Origin of the sequence: Roseivirga spongicola, from assembly GCF_001592965.1 — a bacterium.
In the GTDB taxonomy this organism is placed as follows: domain Bacteria; phylum Bacteroidota; class Bacteroidia; order Cytophagales; family Cyclobacteriaceae; genus Roseivirga; species Roseivirga spongicola.
This window is the reverse complement of the sequence record NZ_LRPC01000001.1, coordinates 695264-708404: the sequence shown is the minus strand read 5'-3', so window position 1 is coordinate 708404 and position 13141 is coordinate 695264. Positions and strand designations below refer to the sequence as shown.

The 13141-nt window shown below is 41.3% G+C and carries 15 protein-coding genes; 4 read left to right on the top strand and 11 right to left on the bottom strand.

Annotated elements, in window-relative coordinates; all coding sequences use genetic code 11:
- Positions 1-127: 127 nt before the first annotated feature.
- The 8 genes from AWW68_RS03185 to AWW68_RS03150 form a co-directional block, all read right to left on the bottom strand.
- Positions 128-1015 carry a hypothetical protein gene (locus tag AWW68_RS03185; RefSeq protein WP_068216493.1) on the bottom strand — a complete coding sequence of 296 codons (888 nt, stop codon included), beginning with the start codon at positions 1013-1015 and terminating at the stop codon, positions 128-130.
- A gap of 558 nt (positions 1016-1573) precedes the next feature.
- Positions 1574-2689 carry a molecular chaperone DnaJ gene (gene dnaJ / locus AWW68_RS03180; protein WP_068216491.1) on the bottom strand — a complete coding sequence of 372 codons (1116 nt, stop codon included), beginning with the start codon at positions 2687-2689 and terminating at the stop codon, positions 1574-1576.
- A 1-nt stretch (position 2690) separates the two neighbouring features.
- Positions 2691-3278 (bottom strand): nucleotide exchange factor GrpE, encoded by a 588-nt coding sequence (locus AWW68_RS03175; protein WP_068216489.1) that lies wholly within the window; start codon positions 3276-3278, stop codon positions 2691-2693.
- A 288-nt stretch (positions 3279-3566) separates the two neighbouring features.
- A complete protein-coding gene (gene obgE / locus AWW68_RS03170) occupies positions 3567-4562 on the bottom strand; it encodes a GTPase ObgE (RefSeq protein ID WP_068216487.1) in 996 nt (331 codons plus the stop codon).
- A complete protein-coding gene (locus tag AWW68_RS03165; RefSeq protein WP_068216485.1) occupies positions 4562-5035 on the bottom strand; it encodes a hypothetical protein in 474 nt (157 codons plus the stop codon). Before AWW68_RS03165 ends, obgE begins: the two co-directional genes overlap by 1 nt.
- A 69-nt stretch (positions 5036-5104) precedes the next feature.
- Positions 5105-5680: an adenylate kinase gene (locus AWW68_RS03160; protein ID WP_068216483.1), complete on the bottom strand. Its 576-nt coding sequence runs from the start codon at positions 5678-5680 to the stop codon at positions 5105-5107.
- A 42-nt stretch (positions 5681-5722) separates the two neighbouring features.
- Complete coding sequence (gene hpt, locus AWW68_RS03155) at positions 5723-6268, bottom strand: hypoxanthine phosphoribosyltransferase (protein ID WP_068216481.1); 546 nt, start codon at positions 6266-6268, stop codon at positions 5723-5725.
- Positions 6268-7191, bottom strand: coding sequence for a M20/M25/M40 family metallo-hydrolase (locus AWW68_RS03150; protein ID WP_068216479.1), 924 nt, complete (start codon positions 7189-7191; stop codon positions 6268-6270). The genes hpt and AWW68_RS03150 overlap by 1 nt, the downstream gene beginning before the upstream one ends.
- A gap of 79 nt (positions 7192-7270) precedes the next feature.
- Here AWW68_RS03150 and upp point away from each other — a divergent pair, with 79 nt between their 5' ends.
- From upp to AWW68_RS03135, 3 genes are read left to right on the top strand one after another with little or no spacing between them, the layout of a single operon-like run.
- Positions 7271-7918, top strand: a complete 648-nt coding sequence (gene upp / locus AWW68_RS03145; protein WP_068216476.1) for a uracil phosphoribosyltransferase — start codon at positions 7271-7273, stop codon at positions 7916-7918.
- Between the two features lie 4 nt (positions 7919-7922).
- Complete coding sequence (locus AWW68_RS03140; protein ID WP_068216474.1) at positions 7923-8861, top strand: calcium/sodium antiporter; 939 nt, start codon at positions 7923-7925, stop codon at positions 8859-8861.
- A gap of 1 nt (position 8862) precedes the next feature.
- Complete coding sequence (locus AWW68_RS03135) at positions 8863-9309, top strand: hypothetical protein (protein ID WP_068216472.1); 447 nt, start codon at positions 8863-8865, stop codon at positions 9307-9309.
- A 97-nt stretch (positions 9310-9406) separates the two neighbouring features.
- On the opposite strand, the gene sdaAA is transcribed toward AWW68_RS03135, so the two are convergent.
- The 3 genes from sdaAA to AWW68_RS03120 all read right to left on the bottom strand — a co-directional run bounded on the left by sdaAA (position 9407) and on the right by AWW68_RS03120 (position 12229).
- The gene (sdaAA, locus tag AWW68_RS03130) at positions 9407-10312 is read right to left on the bottom strand and encodes an L-serine ammonia-lyase, iron-sulfur-dependent, subunit alpha (RefSeq protein WP_068216470.1); all 906 of its coding nucleotides are present in this window, start codon (positions 10310-10312) and stop codon (positions 9407-9409) included.
- Between the two features lie 190 nt (positions 10313-10502).
- Complete coding sequence (locus AWW68_RS03125) at positions 10503-11207, bottom strand: LytR/AlgR family response regulator transcription factor (protein WP_068216469.1); 705 nt, start codon at positions 11205-11207, stop codon at positions 10503-10505.
- The gene (locus AWW68_RS03120) at positions 11204-12229 is read right to left on the bottom strand and encodes a sensor histidine kinase (protein ID WP_068216467.1); all 1026 of its coding nucleotides are present in this window, start codon (positions 12227-12229) and stop codon (positions 11204-11206) included. Before AWW68_RS03120 ends, AWW68_RS03125 begins: the two co-directional genes overlap by 4 nt.
- A gap of 167 nt (positions 12230-12396) precedes the next feature.
- Between AWW68_RS03120 and AWW68_RS03115 the strand changes: the two genes are divergently transcribed.
- Positions 12397-13131, top strand: a complete 735-nt coding sequence (locus AWW68_RS03115) for a DUF3108 domain-containing protein (protein ID WP_157717503.1) — start codon at positions 12397-12399, stop codon at positions 13129-13131.
- Positions 13132-13141 lie beyond the last annotated feature (10 nt).

Genomic DNA, 13141 nt, shown 5'->3' with positions numbered 1-13141 from the left:
AAGGCTTTTGGAGACACAACTCTAAAAAGCCCAAACTAATTTGAACAAAATCAATAAATGACTGAGTACATATCTATTAAGCGGAACAATTGACCGCCCTATGGAATATGAAAGGCCTGAGATTAAATTACTTGTTGGTGAAAACTACGCTACCCATAGAAAGGTCTATATTGAACGTAAGCACATTAGGTGCATTAGGAGAGTAGCTAGAGCTCACAAATACATTCTCTTTAACTTTTTCAAAGCCTTCAGGTACTTTGAACTTTCGGTAAGAGGTGTCTTTCATTCTAACTATTACAGGTATATCTTCTAAAGGAAGATTAATGGTAAGGCTACCAGCACCAACTCTTGCCCAAATATCACTAGGCATTAAAGGTTGTTCATCAAAATCTAATGTAAGACTTCCAAAGCCTACCTCTGCCAAAATGTTCTTGGCCCTAGCTAGGTCTAGTCTTTCAATTTCTACATCTCCCATATCTACAGAAACAGTCATGGTATCCATTTCCATTCTATTCTGCATTTTAGATAAATAACCAACCTTCACGTGCGCATTACCCGAGGTGATTTTGCAGTTTTCTACTGCTATATCTGAAAGGTCTATATAGGCTTTTCCTACACCGTAATTCAAGTCTAATCGGTAAGGCTTGTAGTCAGTGAAATAGATATTCCAGTAATTTTCGGTATCTGTAGTTTTCTTCCCAAAGATTTTTGAAAGCTTTGAACCGAGCCCCTCTTTACCATTATCTTTCAGATTAAGCCAAGCATGAAGCGTTTCTCCACTCATTTGCTTGCCAAAGTCTGAGGTAATGTATTCCTCATTATGGTTACCCATAATATTAATAGGTAACTCTCCCATACGAGTACGAATTTCACAGGTGCCAGAAGAGGCTTTCAGTTTGAAATAAACCTTTTCACAAGATTCATCACCTTCTACAGTGAAGTGTTTCTTTGTCTGTGCCAGCCCTTCTATACCAACTGCTCCTACGATGGCTAACAGAAAAAGTAATTTTTGCATGCTCTAGCTTACGGTTTGTTTAAAGATTGGGTTGCAATCTGTTATAAACCGAATAATACGGGAATTAACTGAAAATAGTTAGGAGTTTTTTGTGCTGGGTAGTGGCCTCATCCTTTTTCTGTTCTAAATTCAATAGAATGCATTCAAAACTTGCAGCCTGCAAGTCTTCCCCCATCCTTATAGTAATTTCCTAGCAAGTGGCATATCTATGAAATACTACCCAACGATGTTTGCACGAGCACTCCCCCTTGGCGTTCCGCCCCGAAGTCTCGGGGCATCGGAAGAGGTTGGGAGGGTTGGCTTTTGAAGAGATGAATATGTTTGTTCTAATCCCCCTAGCCCCCTTTTCAAAAAAAGGGGGAATGGCACTGCTAGAGTGAAGGGCAGTACATTTAAGGTATCTCTATTGTTGTTTAGTCCAATGCCTTTTTCTAGGAAATCACTATCCTTAGGGGGGTAGTAAATGCAGCCTGTCATTCCCGCGTAGGGGCGGCATTTAAGAGGACAACGGCTTTAAAAAGAAATCCCCGACTTGGTCGGGGATTACACTTATAGTATTTAAAAGAATTCCTTAATCTTTTCAAAGAAGCCTTTTTCTCCTTTACCCGGAGCAGGAGCAAAATTCTCGGAGGCTCTTAGCTTCTCGAGCATTTCTGTCTCTTCTTTATTAAGCTTCTTAGGCGTCCAAACGTTTACGTGAATCAGCTGATCTCCTTTGCCGTAGCCGTTGATGTCTTTGATACCTTTCCCTCTAAGGCGAAGAATTTTTCCGCTTTGAGTTCCTGGATCAATCTTAATCCGAACCTTTCCGTCAATAGTTGGCACTTCCATGCTTCCACCTAAAGCAGCGTCAATGAAGCTTACGTAAAGATCGTATACCACATTGTTGCCATCACGCTTGAGTTGCTCATCTTCAATCTCTTCGATTACAATGAGTAAGTCACCCGGAACACCTCCACCCGGAGCCATGTTTCCTTTGCCCGACATAGAAAGCTGCATTCCGTCACCAACACCCGCAGGAATTTTGATTGGAATAACTTCTTCCTTCATTTCCAAGCCAGTGCTATCTACACCAGGAGGTCGCTTATCTATGATTTTACCTGAACCACTACAGGTTGTACAGGTGCTGGCAGAAACCATTTGGCCGAGCATGGTATTCACCACTTTCTTCATTTGGCCGGTTCCGCCACAAGTATTACAAGTTTTAAAAGTTACTCCGTCTGCGTTGATCAGACGGTTCACTTTTATTTTCTTTTCAACACCGTTGGCAATTTCTTCTAGGTTAAGCTTCAGCTTGATGCGCAGGTTGGAGCCTTTGCGCTGGCGTCTGCCACCACCGCCTCCACCAAAGAAGCTTTCAAATGGGCTGCCGCCTCCACCGAAGATATCTCCAAATTGAGAGAAGATATCGTCCATGTTCATGCCGCCACCTTGGCCACCGAAACCACCACGCATGCCATCATGGCCAAAGCGATCGTACTGAGCTCGCTTTTCTTTGTTGCTTAGTACATCATAAGCTTCTGCAGCTTCTTTAAACTTGTCTTCAGCGGTTGGGTCGTCTGGATTTTTATCAGGGTGATATTTAATAGCCAACTTACGATAAGCTTTTTTCAACTCATCTTCAGTAGCTCCTTTGCTTACCCCTAAAATTTCGTAGTAGTCTCTTTTTGCCATATTAAGCTCCTATCACCACTTTAGCGAAACGAATTACTCTTTCTCCTAAGTAGTAACCCTTTTCTACGGTATCAATAATTTTTCCTTTTAGTTCCTCATCCTCTACTGGGAATTGAGTAACAGCTTCGTGAAGGTCTGCATCGAAAGGAGTGCCCTTTTCTGTTTCCATCACTTTTAGCCCTTTAGACTCGAGTGTCTTGAATAACTTAGTCGAAATAAGGCCGAAACCTTCTTTCACTGATTCAATATCTTCCTGATTTTCGTTTGCCTTTTTGGCTCTCTCGAAATCATCTATAGTTGGAAGCAGCTCCACCATAAGATCAGAAGAAGCTGTTTTAATCAGGTCAATGCGCTCTTTAGCATTTCTTCTTCTAAAGTTTTCGAACTCAGAGTAAAGTCTTAGGTATTTATCTTTGGCTTCTGCCAACTCAATTTCGAGCTTTTCTTCGGCAGAAAGTTCTTCTTGCTCTTCAACCTGCTCCTCTTTTGCAGAATTATCTTCTACTTGATCTTCGGTAGCAGTTTGGTTCTCAGCTTCCAATACTTCGTTCTCTTCTTGATTTTTGCTTGCTTTCTTATCCTTTGCCATTGTTTCACTTATAAACCGCCAGCCCATGCACAATTTTTTTGCCAAGCCATACTATGGTGTCATTATGGCATAAAGCGCTTTGGGAGGCGAAAATAGATGTCAGTTTATTGATTGATATATGTATTCAAATACTCCAAATAGCTGAAAAGTTGACTAAGATGGCCTCTCTGTTTTTACCCCGCCCCTAAAGGGTGGCATAAGCTGAATAACAGACCCCTTTAGGGAATCAAAGGGTAGCTGGCTTAACTTTTCAGCTTCCTTCACCAAGACCAACTTTTAGACTTTATTCTATTGATTAATTCTTTTCCAAATCAGGTCTTTCAGTTCTTGTAAGCCCATTTGAGCGACTGATGAAATGAAAACCGTTTCGATATCTGTAGGAAGAAGTTCTTTCATTTCTGCGATCATCTCTTCATCGAGCATATCGCATTTAGAAATTGCCAGTATTCTTTCTTTATCGAGCAGTTCGGGGTTGTACTTTTTCAGTTCGCCTAGCAGAATGTCATACTCTTTTTGAATGTCAGTGGCATCGGCTGGAACAAGGAATAGGAGGATAGAATTTCGCTCTATGTGCCGAAGGAAACGAATACCTAAACCTTTGCCTTCAGCAGCCCCCTCAATAATTCCTGGTATATCGGCCATTACAAACGACCTATGGTCACGATAAGAAACCACGCCAAGATTAGGAACAAGTGTAGTAAACGGATAATCTGCAATTTCTGGCTTGGCAGCAGATACTACCGAAAGCAAAGTTGACTTGCCAGCATTTGGAAAGCCTACTAAACCTACATCGGCTAAAAGCTTAAGCTCGAGCACACAAAGTTCTTCTTGGCCAGCTTCACCAGGCTGAGCATGCCTTGGGGCTTGATTGGTAGCTGTTTTGAAATGGGTGTTTCCAAGACCACCACGGCCACCAGGAAGTAACACTACTTCTTGCCCATCTTCTGTGATCTCACAAATTACCTTTTCTTCAGGCTCGGTAAACTTGGCCACAGTGCCTAACGGAACATCTAGAATTATATCCTTACCATCGGCACCAGTACTACCATGACCACTTCCACCTTCACCATTTTCTGCATAAACGTGCTTTTGGTATCGTAAGTGAAGCAGGGTCCACATTTGCTTGTTGCCTCGCAAAATAATATGGCCTCCTCTGCCGCCATCGCCACCGTCAGGCCCGCCTTTAGGTACGTGCTTTTCTCTTCGGAAGTGCACAGCACCTGCGCCTCCGTTTCCAGAACGACAATACAGTCTTACGTGATCTATAAAGTTGGAACCAGCCATTATTTTTCTAGTTTTTCTTTAATTTCTTTCAAAAAAGAGACTCCCCTATCTTTTGCAAAAATAGCTGAAGTTCCATTCTCAATTTTTGACATTATTTGAGATATGTCGATTATCTCATTCTGTAAAATTAAGACAATAGACTTTGATATATTATTCTGAGTAGCCATTCTCCAGTCATCCCAATGCTGCTCTCTAAAATAGACTACCAATATTTGATCACCATCAAAATTACTTTCAACTATCTCTAATCGGTCTATAGCGTCTGTTGCTAAGACAGGTTCTGGGTCGATGAAGAAAAAGTCATTTTCAAGAAAAGGATTATTAAGGAGTGGATTTCTGAATTTGTCTTTTGTCAGAATGTAAAACCCATCTTCCAACTTAAGTTCTCCTTTGACAAAAGTAGAATCGACCTGCGCCTGAGCCAGGTTACTTATAACGATAAGCAAAAAACCGAACCTTAAGCACTTAATCATGAGATTGTCAATAAAACAAAAAAGATGACCAAAACGGTCATCTTCAAAGATTTATATTTTGAAAAACGGTTAAACGTGTGACTTGATGGCACTCTCTATTTCCTCGAAAATTCCATCTATAGTTCCTACACCATTTACTTTGCATGCCTTGCCTTGCTCTTCATAAAAGGCAGCAACTGGCAAAGTTTTATTCAGGTATTCCTGAATTCTAACGTTTATTTTTTCTTCGTTCTGATCGTCTGCTCTGCCAGAAGTTTTTCCTCTTTCCAAAAGCCTTCTTTTAAGCTCATCTTGAGGCACATCTAACATAATCATGCAATCAATTTTTGTATCTCTTTTAGAAAGCAGTTCGTCTAAGGCTTCGGCCTGAGCTACAGTTCTTGGGAAACCATCGAAAATAAAGCCTTTGGCGTCTGTATTTTCGTTCAGGAAGTCATCAACCATTCCGATTACTACCTCGTCTGGAACTAACTTTCCATTATCCATGTAAGAACGAGCTTCTTTTCCTAGCTCTGTTCCTTCACCTAAATGCTTTCTGAATAAATCGCCTGTAGAGATATGCTTTAGCCCAAACGTGCTTATAATTTTCTCGCTTTGAGTTCCTTTTCCCGCACCTGGAGGGCCAAACAATACTAGATTAATCATGTAATTGATTTTATAACAAGGGCACAAATATAAGGATAATCGCTACTCCTGCTTTAATTGATAAATATCTTTCAGGTTTCTGCCTAAACCATCATAGTCTAAGCCATAACCTACCACGAATTTTTCGGGGATTTCGAAACCAGTGTATTTCACCGTAACATCTCTCTGGAGACAGTCTGGCTTAACCAAAAGAGAAGCAACTTCAACACTAGCAGCCCCCATTTTGTTTAACTCATTTACTATGCCTTCCATCGTAATTCCTGTATCTACAATGTCTTCTACCACAACGACCTCACGGCCTTCAATAGCTTCATTTAAACCAATCAGCTCTTTGGTTTTTCCTTGGCTTTGCATGCCGCTGTAAGAAGAAACCTTAATGAAAGTAATTTCTGCATCTATGTTGATGCTCTTCATTAAATCGCTAGCGAACATAAAGGAACCATTGAGCACACCTATTAGCAGAGGCTTTTTGCTGGCAAAGTCTGCAGATAGCCTTTGGCCTAACTCGGCAATTTTAGACTGAATTTGCTCATCTGAGATGAAGAGTTCAAAGGTTTTATCGTGAACAGTAACTGAGGGTAAAGGCATTATAATTTCTGCATCAAAGTTGAATATAACTGAATCATACTAGCAATATCAGCTTTATGAACAATTTCGTCTGGGCTGTGCACATTATCTTCTGGAGCACCCACAAAACACCAGTCGAATGGATAGGGAGCAGACTGTAATTCCTTACCATCGCTTCCTCCGGCACCTTCAACCTCTAATTGAAAAGGGATACCTGATTCTTCAGCAATGTTGATGATTTTATTGACGAAAGATCTTCTTGGAATGCTTCTATCGCGCATAGAAATAGCAACGCCTTCACCATGAACCACTCCTTCGGTTATCCAAGTAATGTCAGAAATCAGCGATTGCATTACACCCCACTTTTCTGCCATATATTTGGCTAAATAGGCCACTGAGCCTCCGCCATGCTCTTCCCAGCAAGAAAATACAATGAGTCCATTTTCTAAGGTTTCGGCTACCTTTAGCGCATTGAAAACTCCCAATCTGTTATCTAAATAACAAGACTGCACAAAGTCTTCAGTTTCTCTAAAGTCTGACTTGAATACAAGCTCAGTGCCTCTCTCGATAGCCCTACCAAATTTGTAATGTAAGTCACCATCGTTTTCAACTAGCTCACACTCTATTGGGCCCAATTTATCTTCACCAACAAGTTTATAACCAGTTTCAGCTTTGGGTCCTCCAATAGGAACCAATTGATCGTGGTACCTAACCGTGAAGCCAATACTATCAACATGAGCGAAAATGGCGGTTTTTGGTTCGCCAAACTTCAGCATAAGGCAGTCTTGAAACTCCGGACCGTGTATTACTTCAGGTTGAACTTTCCAACCAGACTGATTCTCTTTAACATAGTTCAGTAGGAAATCTTTCATGGCCACCTCATTACCAGAAGGTGCATGAACCTTGCAGAGTTCTTTCAGCAAAGAAAAGTCGAGCTTTTGCATGCTGCAAAAATAGGGTTCATGCCTAGAATATTGGCAGCTACCTTAATAAAAGTATAACTTGCGGTCGATTTTGAAGAGCATGTTCATACTAGACCAGCACAGTTCCATTGCCTGTCAATATTTGGCCGAAATAAGGGATGTTGAAACCCAGAAAGATCCGTTGAGATTTAGACAGAACTTGAGAAGGCTGGGACAGTTACTGGCTTACGAGATTTCAAAAACACTTCATTTTGAATCTCGAGAAATTGAAACTCCTCTTACTAAAAGCAGTGCAAAGTTTTTGAAAGATGATGTTGTGGTGATAAGTATTCTTAGAGCCGCATTACCTTTTAGTCAAGGTTTTCAAGATTTGTTCGACAGGGCAGAGTTTGGCTTTATTGGTGCTGCTAGGCTACCCCATGCCGCCAATGAACCTGTAGAAATAGGGTTGAACTATTTGGCCACACCAAACCTTAACGAGAAAACCGTAATAGTGGTAGACCCGATGTTGGCAACAGGAAAATCTATAGTAAAGAGTATTGAAAGCCTTTTTGAGAATGGCAAACCAAAGTCTCTTCATATTGCCACAACAATTGCTGCCCCAGAAGGAGTTAGTTATGTGAAGGACAATCTCAACACGGCATACAACCTGTGGTCATGTGCCCTTGATGAAAAACTCAATGAAAAGTATTATATCGTGCCGGGATTAGGGGATGCCGGAGATCTTGCCTTCGGTCAGAAACTGTGAGTTAATGCTGCTAGAAGTTTTTTTACTGATTATTGGACTCGTACTATTGATTTTTGGAGGTGACTTTCTTGTGAAAGGCGCTTCTAGAATTGCCTTGCGTTTTAACGTAAGCCCTATGGTAATAGGTCTCACCATAGTAGCCTTTGGAACATCTGCCCCAGAGTTGCTTGTATCGCTTAATGCTGCTTTTAAAGAAGTGCCAGACTTTGCAATGGGTAATGTGGTTGGCTCTAATATTTCCAATTTAGGTTTGGTTTTAGGAGTGACCTGCCTGTTGGGTTATATACCCATTCATAAAGGAACTGCCGCTCGCGATTGGCTGGTGGCCATGGTTAGCAGTATTCTACTCTTCATTTTTGTGCAAGATCAGGCGCTAGAATTCTGGGAGGGACTCATCTTGTTCATATGCCTAATTATTTACCTGATCGTTCTATTTATAAAAACCAGAAAAGATAAAGTAAAACTAGATTACACTATTGAGCCAGATAAGGACTCCAAGTTCGAAAGAATGAAAGATGTCTTCCTTTTAGCTCTAGGCGGTGTTTTTCTTTATTTCGGATCGAACTGGTTTATAGATGGTGCGGCAGATATAGCTACTGATTTTGGCGTTTCTCAAAGAATTATAGGACTTACTATTTTAGCTATTGGTACCAGCTTACCCGAACTTTTCACCTCAATTATTGCCGCAAGAAAAGGAGAAACCGACTTAGCTTTAGGCAACCTCTTGGGCTCTAACATTTTCAACGTTCTTTCCATTCTAGGAATTACCAGTATTATTCACCCATTAGAGGTGAATGAAATGATTATTTCTAGCGATATGATTTGGATGCTCGGTATAACCCTGTGCATTCTTCCGTTAATGCTTCTACGTAAGAGACTAGGCACGCCATCGGGTATTATCTTGTTGGCAATTTACGTTACCTACATTGTTGTGATTCTTTAGAATGGCTGCCGAATTATTAAAATACCTTGGCTTATACTTACTGGCCTGCCTTAAGTCGATTTTTCCACCGCTGCTTGGGCCAGCGGCAGGTTTAAGTCCTCTAGAAATTATTCTGATAACGCTGGCAGGGCTTATGACAAGCGTTCTGGTTTTTAACTTTCTGGGTGAAAGAATAAAGAAGCAAGTCATTCCTATTTTCGTGAAGAACCCGAAGAAATTTTCACCCAAAAGCCGAAGAATGGTGAGGATCTGGAAAAAATACGGTGTGATTGGCGTGTGCTTTTTAACACCACTTATTCTATCTCCTCCAGGTGGAGCATTGCTTGTGGCTTCAGTTGGAGCACCACGCAAACAAGTATTCCTCTATATGTTTCTTTTTGGCATCTTCTGGTCCGTAATCTGGACTTTCTCCGTTGATTGGCTGATCCAGATTGGCTTGGTTGGTTAAAGTTTGGAGGTTACTGTGTTTAGAAGTTTCTAGGTTACGAAGTTTTGAAGTCGACTTCTCTAACATCAAAACATCAACACATACAAACATCGTAACATTACTCCTGATCTTCGTCAGGTAACATCTCAATATCTTGAATTAGCACCCTTTTGGAAATGGCCTGACCTGTCATTGTTGCGGCAAGTCCGCCCATGGCAGTTTCTTTGTAGCGCGTTTCCATACTTTGGCCTACCTCGCCCATGGCTTCAACACACTCATCTACTGGAATAACTCCGCTTACATCGGCCAGAGCTATTTGTGCCGAACTATTTGCAATAGCTGCTGCGCTAGCATTTCTCACTACGCATGGTACTTCTACCAAACCTGCCACCGGGTCGCAAATAAGCCCGAGCATGCACTGAATGGTGATTGCCACCGCATTGAAAACCTGATCGACAGAGCCTCCCATGCAATACACCATGGCACCAGAAGCCATAGCAGCAGCACTTCCTGTTTCTGCCTGGCAACCACCAACAGCCCCTGCAATTGATGCTCTTTTTTCCATAATCAAGGCAATACCTGCACTCACCAAAAGGCCTTCATGAATCTTACGGTCTTCTACCTTGTGTAACTCCTGGAAAGTTACCATTACCCCAGGAATAATGCCTGAAGCGCCAGCTGTTGGAGCTGCAACCACTCTTCCCATACAGGAGTTGACTTCCTTGGCCGCGAGTGCCCTAGAAATAAGCACTTGAAATTCTTTGGAGAGAATCGGTGTCGGATAGTTGAAAACCTTTTTTGCTCCATTATTAATCATTCCAGAGCGTGAAGTCATATCTTGACTTAGGCCAGTTTGAACAGCATCTTTCATCACCTTATAGGCATTGTCTAAACCTGCCCAAATCATCTCTTCAGATGCCTCCTTTTCAGAAACTTCATATTCAATTACGGCTTCGTAAAGCTCCATTTCATGCTTGGCACAATAGTCTTTCCAGCCTTGAAAGTTTTCGAACAAAAAACACATAATTTCCTCCTTTGGCACAAAGCTAATGAATAGATGGGAAACGATTGAATAATGATGGAGGAGTCCTGATTTAGATAGGGATTGAGCTAGCGCTGCCGTTTTTTCATTCTAGATTTATGGAGAAAACTACCCACTTGGCCGATCCCTCCGCTACGGTCTCGGATTGAAAAGGATAATAGTCACAGACAACCTATTGAAGCTGCTCAATAAAACTTCGAAATCTAAGTTTATAGCTCTGGCTAATGGGTAGGAACTCTTCTCCAATTTTTACCCTATCGTTGGAAATGGACTCTATGTGCTGAGCGTTTATGATGAAAGATTGGTGGATTCTTACAAATTGTTTTCCCTTTAATTCTTCCTCCAGATTCTTCATATTCATAAGGCTCATTACCTTTTTATCGCTAAGCATGAACATCACATAATCCTTCTGCCCTTTTACATAGAGAATCTGGTTCAATTTGAGCTTAACCAATTCTCTTCCATCCTTAACAAAAAGAAAGTCTGATTCAGTTGCTTGAGGTAAATCAATAGGCTTTGGCTGAAGTGCAGTCTGGACTTTATTCACCGACTTAAGAAATCTAGGAAAGTCGAATGGCTTCAGTAGATAATCCACAGCGTCTAGCTCGAATCCATCTATGGCATATTCAGAAAAAGCGGTTGTAAAAACCACCTTAGGTGCATTTCTCAGACTATTTAGCATTTCAATGCCAGTAATGCCCGGCATCTTAATATCTAGAAAAATGAAATCAACAGCTTGAGTATTTAGATACTGGAGAGCCTCTACACCGTTTGAAAAATCTCCCTTCACCTCAAGGTTCGGCACTCGGCTGCAAAAGTCTAAAAGGAGCTTTCTAGCGAAGGGTTCGTCATCAATAATCAGACAAGTCAAACTCATGAGTCCTTCAAAGTTAGTTGAACAGAAAACTTATGAGAAGCTTCTTGAATACTGAGTTCATGTCTTTTGGGGTAGCTCAGCTCCAACCTCTTTTTAAGATTCTTCAACCCAAAACCCGAAGCTTCATCATTTCCAGCTGACTTTTCTTTCAAGCTATTTTCAACCTTAAATTCCAATCTTCCTTTTTCAGAATGAAGCGAGATATTTATCCAGTTTTCATCTTGTTGATCACTGATTCCATGCTTAAAGGCATTTTCTACTAAGGGAATAAAGATGAGTGGAGCTATTTCCATCTGCTTGTCTATCGTTGAAATATCGAACTTCAAATCGAAAGCCTTATTCAGTCTGATGGCTTCCAGGTCTAAATAATCCTGAATATAGTCAACCTCCTTGGCCAGTGTCACGCTCGGCTTATTCGACTCGTAGATCATGTAGCGCATAATATTGGAAAGCTTCATAATCACTTCTGTAGCCTGATCGCTCTTAATCTGACTGAGATAGTTCAGGTTGTGCAGTGTATTGAAGAGAAAGTGCGGGTTAATCTGAGCCTTTAGGTAATTGAGCTCTGCATTCAGTTTTTCATTCTCCAATTCCTTCTTCTGACTTTCCAGAACAAAGCGATCTATGGTAAACTTGATCAGGGAGATAAACACAATGAAGGAAATCAAAGTCCAAAGCATGCTGAGCACCCTGGCCAAAGTCCACTCATCGTAGTATGTTGTTTGAAAGATTCCGCTAATTAGCTGACTCTCCAACCAGCCTCTGCCTATGATGCAAAGTGCCAATAGAAGAATAAGACCTAGAGCATAGATTACCCCTTTCCTCTTCTGAAAAAGTAATGGTAGCAGTAAGAAATAATGGGCATAAGCTCCAATAAGACTAAAAATATTCTGACATACTACCAGCCTAACTGCCAGATTGGTTGGAATGTCATTCGCATAATCGAATACCTTGAAAAGGGCGAAAACCACCCAAAAGGAGACATGTAGAAGAACAATATTGCGCCTGTCGACCCATTTCATTAATTGCAAATAACGCATTCTCAGCATTATGAGTCACGTTACTCGACACTTCCTGCAATTTGATCGACATCTGACATCAATCTACTGAACCAGTCTGATTGCCGATTTTAACTTGGAGAACATCTATTAGCTGGACATTGGAAAATTGGAGGGTGCTAATTGGCGCCATGAAAAGGTTAGCAATACTAATTATGATGATGCTAGCGAGTCTAGCACAAGCCCAAAAGGTCGATACCATACGAATGGGGCATCGGTTCAAACAGTTCAAGAACTTAGAATTAGGTACCGTAACCGATGCCGTTTACAACGAGATGGGTGGAAAACTCAACGCTTCAATCAAAAAGCGAACAACGGAAATTGTCAAGATCAATGGTAGTGAGTTTGTGAAAATCACTCACGAATGGAATTCGCCCAATGAGCAATGGTCTGGTAAGTTTGAATACCTCTGCGAGCCATTCACCATGAAGCCGGTTCAGCATATTCGTGAAACGAAGATGCAGGGACTGGAAGCTTTTAGTTTCTCTAACAATTCTATTTCAGGTCTGGACAGTGCTCAAAACAACAAGCAGAAAGACTTTCGACTTGAAATGGCAGAACCCACTTACAATTGGGAAGTCGATTTGGAAACCTACTCGCTACTCCCAATGAGTGAAGGAAAAACCTTTGTGATGAATTTTTATCATCCTGGAAGCCCAACACCTCCTGCATTTTACAACCTAAAGGTTGAAGGTAGCGACAAACTCACGCTCGCTAATGGTGAAACGCTCGATTGCTGGGTGATTTTCACAGATTATGGTGGCACCCAACCTACTCGATTCTGGTACACAAAGAAGGGTCAAAACTTTGTGAAAATGGAAGGTCAGTATAATCAGGTCAAGATTTACAAAACGCGGCTTTACTAGCGGAAACAAT